The sequence below is a fragment of the Streptomyces sp. NPDC050263 genome, from assembly GCF_040655955.1.
In the GTDB taxonomy this organism is placed as follows: Bacteria; Actinomycetota; Actinomycetes; order Streptomycetales; family Streptomycetaceae; genus Streptomyces.
Window position 1 is genome coordinate 1 of the sequence record NZ_JBFAKW010000222.1, and the last position, 7185, is coordinate 7185.

The 7185-nt window shown below is 71.9% G+C and carries 8 protein-coding genes and 2 pseudogenes; 3 read left to right on the plus strand and 7 right to left on the minus strand.

Features of this window, described 5'->3' with window-relative positions; all coding sequences use genetic code 11:
* Positions 1–130: 130 nt before the first annotated feature.
* The 3 genes from AB0J04_RS44745 to AB0J04_RS44755 all read right to left on the minus strand — a co-directional run bounded on the left by AB0J04_RS44745 (position 131) and on the right by AB0J04_RS44755 (position 2729).
* On the minus strand, positions 131–1471 hold the full coding sequence (locus AB0J04_RS44745) for a cytochrome P450 (RefSeq protein ID WP_363174474.1): 1341 nt from the start codon (positions 1469–1471) through the stop codon (positions 131–133).
* A 128-nt stretch (positions 1472–1599) separates the two neighbouring features.
* Positions 1600–2061, minus strand: a complete 462-nt coding sequence (locus AB0J04_RS44750; RefSeq protein ID WP_363174475.1) for a PaaI family thioesterase — start codon at positions 2059–2061, stop codon at positions 1600–1602.
* A gap of 50 nt (positions 2062–2111) precedes the next feature.
* Complete coding sequence (locus AB0J04_RS44755; RefSeq protein WP_363174476.1) at positions 2112–2729, minus strand: LysE family translocator; 618 nt, start codon at positions 2727–2729, stop codon at positions 2112–2114.
* A 116-nt stretch (positions 2730–2845) separates the two neighbouring features.
* Between AB0J04_RS44755 and AB0J04_RS44760 the strand changes: the two are divergent.
* A pseudogene (locus tag AB0J04_RS44760) lies at positions 2846–2929 on the plus strand (AsnC family transcriptional regulator); the annotation flags it as partial.
* A gap of 431 nt (positions 2930–3360) precedes the next feature.
* Here the strand turns inward: AB0J04_RS44760 and AB0J04_RS44765 are convergent.
* Genes AB0J04_RS44765 through AB0J04_RS44780 form a run of 4 tightly spaced genes read right to left on the minus strand, consistent with a single transcriptional unit; the run spans position 3361 to position 5384 of the window.
* A complete protein-coding gene (locus AB0J04_RS44765; RefSeq protein WP_363174477.1) occupies positions 3361–4218 on the minus strand; it encodes a DUF3592 domain-containing protein in 858 nt (285 codons plus the stop codon).
* Positions 4218–4679, minus strand: coding sequence for a hypothetical protein (locus tag AB0J04_RS44770; protein WP_363174478.1), 462 nt, complete (start codon positions 4677–4679; stop codon positions 4218–4220). Before AB0J04_RS44770 ends, AB0J04_RS44765 begins: the two co-directional genes overlap by 1 nt.
* 1 nt (position 4680) lies before the next feature.
* A complete protein-coding gene (locus AB0J04_RS44775; protein ID WP_363174479.1) occupies positions 4681–4962 on the minus strand; it encodes a hypothetical protein in 282 nt (93 codons plus the stop codon).
* Positions 4959–5384, minus strand: coding sequence for a hypothetical protein (locus AB0J04_RS44780; RefSeq protein ID WP_363174480.1), 426 nt, complete (start codon positions 5382–5384; stop codon positions 4959–4961). The genes AB0J04_RS44775 and AB0J04_RS44780 overlap by 4 nt, the downstream gene beginning before the upstream one ends.
* Before the next feature lie 117 nt (positions 5385–5501).
* Between AB0J04_RS44780 and AB0J04_RS44785 the strand changes: the two genes are divergently transcribed.
* Positions 5502–6899: a hypothetical protein gene (locus tag AB0J04_RS44785; RefSeq protein ID WP_363174481.1), complete on the plus strand. Its 1398-nt coding sequence runs from the start codon at positions 5502–5504 to the stop codon at positions 6897–6899.
* A pseudogene (locus tag AB0J04_RS44790) lies at positions 6899–7185 on the plus strand (hypothetical protein); the annotation flags it as partial. The gene AB0J04_RS44785 and the pseudogene AB0J04_RS44790, both read left to right, overlap by 1 nt.

Consider the following 7185-nt stretch of genomic DNA (forward strand, 5'->3'; position numbering starts at 1 on the left):
GAAGAAGCGGCGTTCGGTGCGTGCTCTCGGTGTGCCGGGCGAGAGTGCGTGCCGGGCGTCGCGACGCCGCGGAGATCCATCAGAAGCCCCCTAGCGCGCCTCACGACAGGGGCGGCGCGCCGGGCCGTGGTCAAGCGCCCGCGACACCGCCGGGCCCCCGGCTGACGGGGCAGCCGACTGCGTGCGTCGCACGGCCGGGGCCGCCTTCAAAGGCGTCGGTCGGCATGGCCCGCGGGCCGCTGTCGTGGTCGTGGTCGTCCGAAGGCGGGGTGAAGGCGACGTCCAGGCGGGTGAGCCCGCGGAAGTTGAGGCTGCGCTGCCACTGCGGCGGTTCGGTGCCGTCGAGCCGCAGGCCGGGCAGTCGGGTGAGGAGTGCGTCCAGGACGATGGCGCCTTCCAGCCGGGCCAGCGCGGCGCCGAGGCAGAAGTGCGGACCGTGCCCGAACGCCATGTGCCGTCCGCCGGGCCGCTCGAAGTCCAGCGCATGGGGATCGGGAAACACGGCCGGGTCCCGGTTCGCGGCGCCGCCCACCAGGAGCACCGTCTGCCCTTCGGCGACGGTGCGGCCCGCCAGGTCCAGGTCGTGCCGGGCCGTGCGCAGCATCAGCTGTACCGGGGCGTCGTAGCGCAGGAGTTCCTCGACCGCGGCGGGCATCAGATCGGGCCGTCGGCGCAGTTGGTCGGCCGCGTCCGGGTGGCGGAGCAGGGCGAGTGTGGCGTTGCCGATGAAGTGGGTGGTGGTCTCGTGGCCGGCGATCAACAACAGGGCGCAGTTGGCGAGGAGTTCGTCGAGGTCCTGCTCGGCGTTCTCGGCCTGTGCGGTCACCAGGGCGCGCAGGGTGTGTAGGGCCGGCGGGTTGTCGCGGCCGGTGAGGAGCTCACGGAAGTAGGCGAGCATGTCCGTCATGCTCTGCGAGGCCTCGCGGTTGCGGTCGGCGTCGAGCCGGGAATTGCCTATGGCTTCGGCGATCGGCTCGGACCAGGAGGCGAGGGCGGGGCGGTCCTGGGCGGGCACGTCGAGGAGGTCGCAGATGATGGTGAGCGGCAGGGGTCGGGCGAGGTCCGCGACGATGTCCATCCGCCCGGTCGGCGCTGCGTGGGTGATGATCCGGTCGACGGCTTCGAAGATCCGGGCGCGGAGTGTCTGCACTGCCCGAGGAGTGAAGGCCTTGCTGATCAGAGCCCGTAGCCGGGCATGGTCGGGGGCGTCGCTGTAGAGCATCTGCCGGCTCAGGACCCGGGCCAGCGGCCGCAGCTCCTCGGGGACGGTCTCGATGTCGGAATAGCGCACCGAGGACAGTCCCGGGTCACCGGCCGCTTTGCTGACCGCTGCGTGCCCGGTCACGATCCAGGCGCGCAGAGTGCGGTCCCAGAAGACGTCGTCGGCGCTCCTCAGCTCTTCGTAGAAGTCGTAGAGACGCTCTTGGACTTGGGGTCGAAAGGCCCGCAACAGCGAGGTGGGAGTGCCCATCACCCCATCGTAGGGGCCTGCGGCTGGAATTCGATCAAGACAGGGGGCGAATCATCGCAGGACGGCGTCGGCGCTCCTCGTCCAGATGCGGAACACATGTGACGGCGCAGCGTTCTGTCGGCTGCGGCTCACTGCTCGGGTCTGTTCACCCGGATCAGCGTCTGCTGCCCGCTCGCGACGAGCGTGCGACCGCCTTCGCCGTCCCGGACGCCGAACACCTCCAGTCGGCACACGGTCAGCGTGCGTCCGGCCTTGAGGACGGTTCCGACCGCCTCGAGGTGGTCGCCGACGGCGGGCGCGAGAAGGTTGATCTTGTACTCGACGGTGAGCACCTCGGTGTTCTCGGGGAAGAGGGTGAAGGCCGCGTAGCCGCCGGCGGTGTCGGCGACGGCGCTGGTGGCGCCGGCGTGGAAGTAGCCGTGCTGCTGGGTGACTTCGGGGCGGCTCGGGAGCACGATGTGCACGCGACCCGGCGTGATCTGCGTGATCCGCGCACCGAGGTGGCTCATCAGCCCCTGCCGGGCGAAGCTGGCCCGGATGCGCGCCTGGGTCTCGGGGCTCGCCGGTTCCGACTGTGTCCGACCTTCCACGTGCACTCCTTCGTCTCGTCCGTGAGCGGCGGGGGCGGGGGGCGGATTCCTCAGCCTGCCAGGCGTTCCACCAGTAGGAACCCGCCGATGACGATCATCATGGCACCGGAGGCGCGGGTGACCGCCCGGGCCGCCGAGGGCCGGGTCTTCAGCACGGTGCGAGCGAGCAGGCCGACCGCCAGATAGACGACGGCGCAGGCGGTCATGTGGAGCGCGCCGAGCAGACCCGTCTGCGCGGCGACCGGCCAGCCGCCCGTGGAGTCGATGAACTGCGGGAACAGCGAGAAGTACAGCAGCAGCGCCTTGGGGTTCAGGCCGCTGATCCCGGCGCCCTTGAGCATGATCTGCCCGCGCGAGGAGGCCAGAGCCTCGGTGGACGCGCCCAGGACCGCCGGCCGCGACAGCACGCCCCGGCCCAGCCACATCAGGTACGCGGCCCCGGCGACGGTGAGCGCGGTGAGGACGGCCGCCGAGCTCGCGACGAGCACCACCAGGCCGGCGACGGCGAGCAGCGTGTATCCCGCGTATCCGGCTATCAGCCCGGCGACCGCCGGGACGACCGACCGGTCCCGCAGCCCCGCCGAGATCGCATAGGCCCAGTCCGCGCCCGGAGTGAACACCAGCAGCAGATCCACTGCCAGGAATGCCGCCACCGTCGTCGTGTCCATCGATCGATCCGCTCCCTCTCACGCGCCTTGCCTGAGAGGGAAGATTAGGCGGGATTCGCCCGAAAATGTTTCCGTCCTTGCTTCATGATCGCGCCTTTTGAGGGAGAATCTTTCTCATGGATGCCCTAGACCGGAAGATTCTCACCGAGCTACAGCTGGACGGCCGCCTGACAGTCACCGAGCTGGCCGCCCGCGTGCGTCGTGAACGTCGCCTCCCCGTCCGGGTCGTACCGCACCGACGACGCCTCCAGGACGTCCGCCCGCGCCAACCGCGCGCCTGCCGGGCCCTGTTCGGACCGTGGCGCCCACATCACGAAGGTGTCGTCCCCGTACGAACCGCTCTCGCCCCGCACACGGTCCCCGCCCGTGATCCGGGGGAACTCGGCGCGCGTCGAGCGGAGGGCCAGGACAGGGATCATGACGGTGACGGCCGCGCCGAGTCCGGACACCGCCCAGCCCCAGCCGGCGCCGTCGTGCCAGGCGGCACCCCCGAGGACGAGGAAGACCGGCCCCGTCGACAAGCAGAGCGCCGTGAACACGAGATTCTCGACGAAGACGCCGATATGGCTGCGCATCGGTTCCCTTCCGCTTCTTACCCTTTCCGGTCGCCTTCCGGTCGCCTTCCGGGGTGTCACAACATGACCGCGCCGACCACGACGCCCGCAATCCCGGTCAGCAGGAGGGCGACGACGAAGGCGATGTTCCGTGCTCCCGAACGGCGGTCGGCCGCGCGGTCGGCGGTGTGGACGGCCGGGTCGGTGGGGGCGTAGTGGACGGTGAGGGCGCGGTGGAGGGACCGGCCCGGGTCGGGGATGCCCTCGTGCGTCAGGACGGTGACGTGGGAGCCCTCGTGCGTGGTGAAGGCGATGACCGGGGTGTGGACGACGATGTCGCACCCGGCCTCGTCGTCGGTGTAGACGTCCTTGGTGACGGCCACCACCCGTGCCGGGACGGCCACGGCCGAGGCCAACAGGGCGTTACGGGCGCGCACCATGCGGATGTCCGGGCTCCGCACCGCGAAGAGCGTCAGCAGGGCGCCGAAGCCGAGCAGCGCCCATGGGCAGCCCCAGCGGACGGTCGCGTGGATCACCAGCCCGATCAGGAGCAGCATGACCGCACAGTCGGGGCCCTCGCGCCCGGTCTGCTCCCGCGGGCCGCCCAGCACGACGGCGAACCGGAGCGGTTGCCCGGGCGGATAGCGCACGTCGATCTCCCGGCCCACCCAGGCCTCCTTGACCGCGTCGCCGTGCCTGCCGTCGTTCGACAAGGTGAACTCCTGGCCGGTGGCCGGGTCCTGGAACGTGAGCGTCACCGGTATCCCGGGCTTCTCGGAGTCGCCGTGGGCCGGCTGTTGCACTGCCACGATCCGCGCCTTCGCCCATACCGCTCGCTGGGCCCGGGTCACCCCGGCGAGCGAGCGCCCGTAGCCGACCAGTGCCGGCCCGGCGAGTATCACCCACCAGAACTCCAGCACCTCTTGACCCCTCATCAGATCTCCACGCGGAAGCTGCCGCTGGGCGGGTCCACGACGGCCGTGAGGCGCAGGCCCACGCGCAGGGCGGCATGGTGCGAACGCCTCCAGTTCGTCTCGAAGGTCGGGATTCCCGGCCCGCCGACCCGCAGGCCTACGGTGACGCCGACGTCGTCTCCGTCGTCCCAGCGGGTCAGTTCGGTGATCTCCGCGGTGGCGGGAATCCCGACGGCGTCGAGCCGCCGGGTGTGTGCCCGCTCGACGGTGGTGACGCCCCAGAACGCCAGGCCCAGGGGGAGGAAGACCACCGTGAAGACGATGCCCATGACCATGAGGTCCGCGCCGCCGAGGAGGGCCGAGCCGAGCATGGCCGGGCCGCACAGGCACATCACCGTCGCGCTGCCGTACGCGGACGCGGCACCCCCCGGGCCGACCCGCGACACCTGCGTCCACCGGGGCCCGTCCCCGTGGTCCGTCATGTCAGCGTTCCGGGGCCTCGGCCACGCTCTCCGCCAGCCGGGCCGCCAGGGCTTGCAGGCCGGGGAGGAGGTGCGCGTCGTACGGGATCGTGTGGCGTCTGCCGTGCCTGGTGACGACCGACAGTCTGCGGAAGCGGCCGGTGCTGAACTCCAGACGGGGCCGCTCCCAGAGGTGGTAGCGGGCGTCGTCGATGTAGCCGAACACCTCCAGCACCCGGCCGTCGAACGAGAACAGGATGAACTCGCTCGCGGGCGCTTCGTAGTGGAGAGGCACCGGGGTCACGGGGTGACGCCGTCCCCGGCGTAGAGATAGCCGCCCGGTCGCGCGGGGTCGGCGATCAGCAGGACCTGGTCGCCGGTGCGCGGGATCCGCAGTTTGGAGACGACGGTACGGAGGGTGATCCGGTCGGTCGTTCCGGCCGGCTGGAGGACCATGTCGACGACCGGGTCGAAGTTGACCAGCCGGCCGGTGTCGCCGATCGACACGACGAGGGCAGGTATGGTCGGCGCCCCCATGGCGAGCAGCTGCTGGACGTCCTGGCCGGACTTGTACGCGCCGATCGTCTGCTGGACCTTGGCGAAGTCCTGCTGTCCGAGGAAGGCGCGGGTGGCCCGGCCGTAGAACCCCTTGCCGCTGGCCACCTTGTCGGCGATCTCGGCGGCCCGCTCCTCGCGGTTCTTGCCACGCTTGCTGAAGATTCCCATGACCGCTTCTCCTTGAGGTGATGTCACGTGCGGTGCACGGTGTGGACGCTAGGCGGCCCGTCCTCCCTACCGATCCCAGGTTCGCCCGCCCGTTCCCGGACGACGTACGCTCGCCGCATGCCGCCGCCGAGCCAGCCGACCGCTGAACGCCGATCTCGCGCCCTGGTCATCGACCGTGCCTGGCGTGGCCTCGGGACGGGGCTGGAGTCGCTGAGCGGGCCCGGAGGAGCGCCCTTGACCCGGACGGTCAAGCTGATCGTGCTGCCGCTCATCGTCCGGCCGTCGTCGTGTCCCGAACTCGCGGCGGACTTCCTCGAACCGGCGCAGGCCGCGCGCCTCGACGCGCTGATCCAGGAGTCCGGCGCCCGCCTTCGGGCGACGGCGCAGTGGTTCACGCTGCTCAAGAAGACCCGCCGGGCTCTGGGGATCGTGGCGGGCCACCCCCAGGATCTGTACTTCCAGCGGTGTTTCGAGCTGGCCACCGAGTACGGGACGCCTTCCTCCGGTGCGGACGCCGTGGCGAGGGCCGTGGTGGAGGACGTCGCGGACGCGGGCGGCGGTCGTACGGTCGAAGCGCTGAAGGGCCATCTGGCGGACGCCGCGCGGCGGGCCCGGCTCGACGGGGAACTGGCCGGTGCGTGGGAGGGCCGGCCGCCGATCACCGCCGACGTCGATGTGGCCGTCGCGCTGGCGGGCGAGGTGCTCGAAGCGTGCGGTGCGGCGGGGCCGACGGGGAACTCACCGCAGTACGCGTCCATGGTCGAGGCGGGGCACGGCGGACTGTTCGGCAGGGCGCTGTGGGCACAGGCGCACGGTGTCTGGGGCCTCGCGGAGCCGCCGGCGCATCTGGGGCTCACCGCGCGCCAGACGCCGCCGCGACCGGAGGTCGGCCGCGCCGCCTCCACCGCCACGCTTCCCGCGCCGCTCGACCGCACGCTCTTCGAGCGGCTCTTCGTCGTGCTCCAGTCGTCGTCCCGGCGCGAGGAACTGCCGACGGTCCCGGATCTCGTCCAGCGGGAGGTCGGCCGCAGTTGCGCTCCGCTCGGCCTGCACGACGAGAGCCTGCGCGTCGCCGTCGTCCTCGGCGGGCGGCTCGCGGTCGGCCTCGACCCGCTGGGCACCGGGGTACCCGCGCCGGGAGGCACCGCGGCGCACCGGGCCGTCAACAGCCGCTGGCGACGAGAGGCTTCGGTCCTGCGCGCCCGCAGGATGACCGTTTCTCCCCACCCCGCCCCAAACGACGGCAGCGGCGGCAGCAGCGGCGGTGTCCTGGACGCCCTCGCCCAGGATCTCCGCACCCCCTGGGCCGCCTATATGCGACGGCTGTGGGTGCGGCTGCACGGGCGGGACGTCCGCGACGCGCCCCTGGGGGACCTCGCGTCGGCCTGGGCGGTGCTCGACGGAGTCGCCCGCTCGGTGATGATGGACCACCGCGCCAGGGTCCGGTCGGCGCTGCGCACCCTGTCGACGACGCCGACGACCCCCTTGGACGCGGTCGAGCAGAGGAGCGCCTGATGGCGGGCGGCGGGACGGACATCCACGTCGTACGACGCGCGGACGGCACGATCCGGGTCGCCGCCGACGACGGTCCCGGCTCCGCCCACGACGATGCCCACGACGATGTGGACGCCGTGGGCCCCGACTTCGCGCGCTCCGTTCTCGATGTCGCGGGGGCGGTGCTGGTCTGGCCCGTCCTCGGAGAGCCGCGGCTGCCGGTGGCGGCAGTGCACGACGTGGCGCGGGCGCTGCAATGGCTGTGGGCGGTCTACGGCGAGCGCGTCGCCGCGGCCGTGCACGAGTG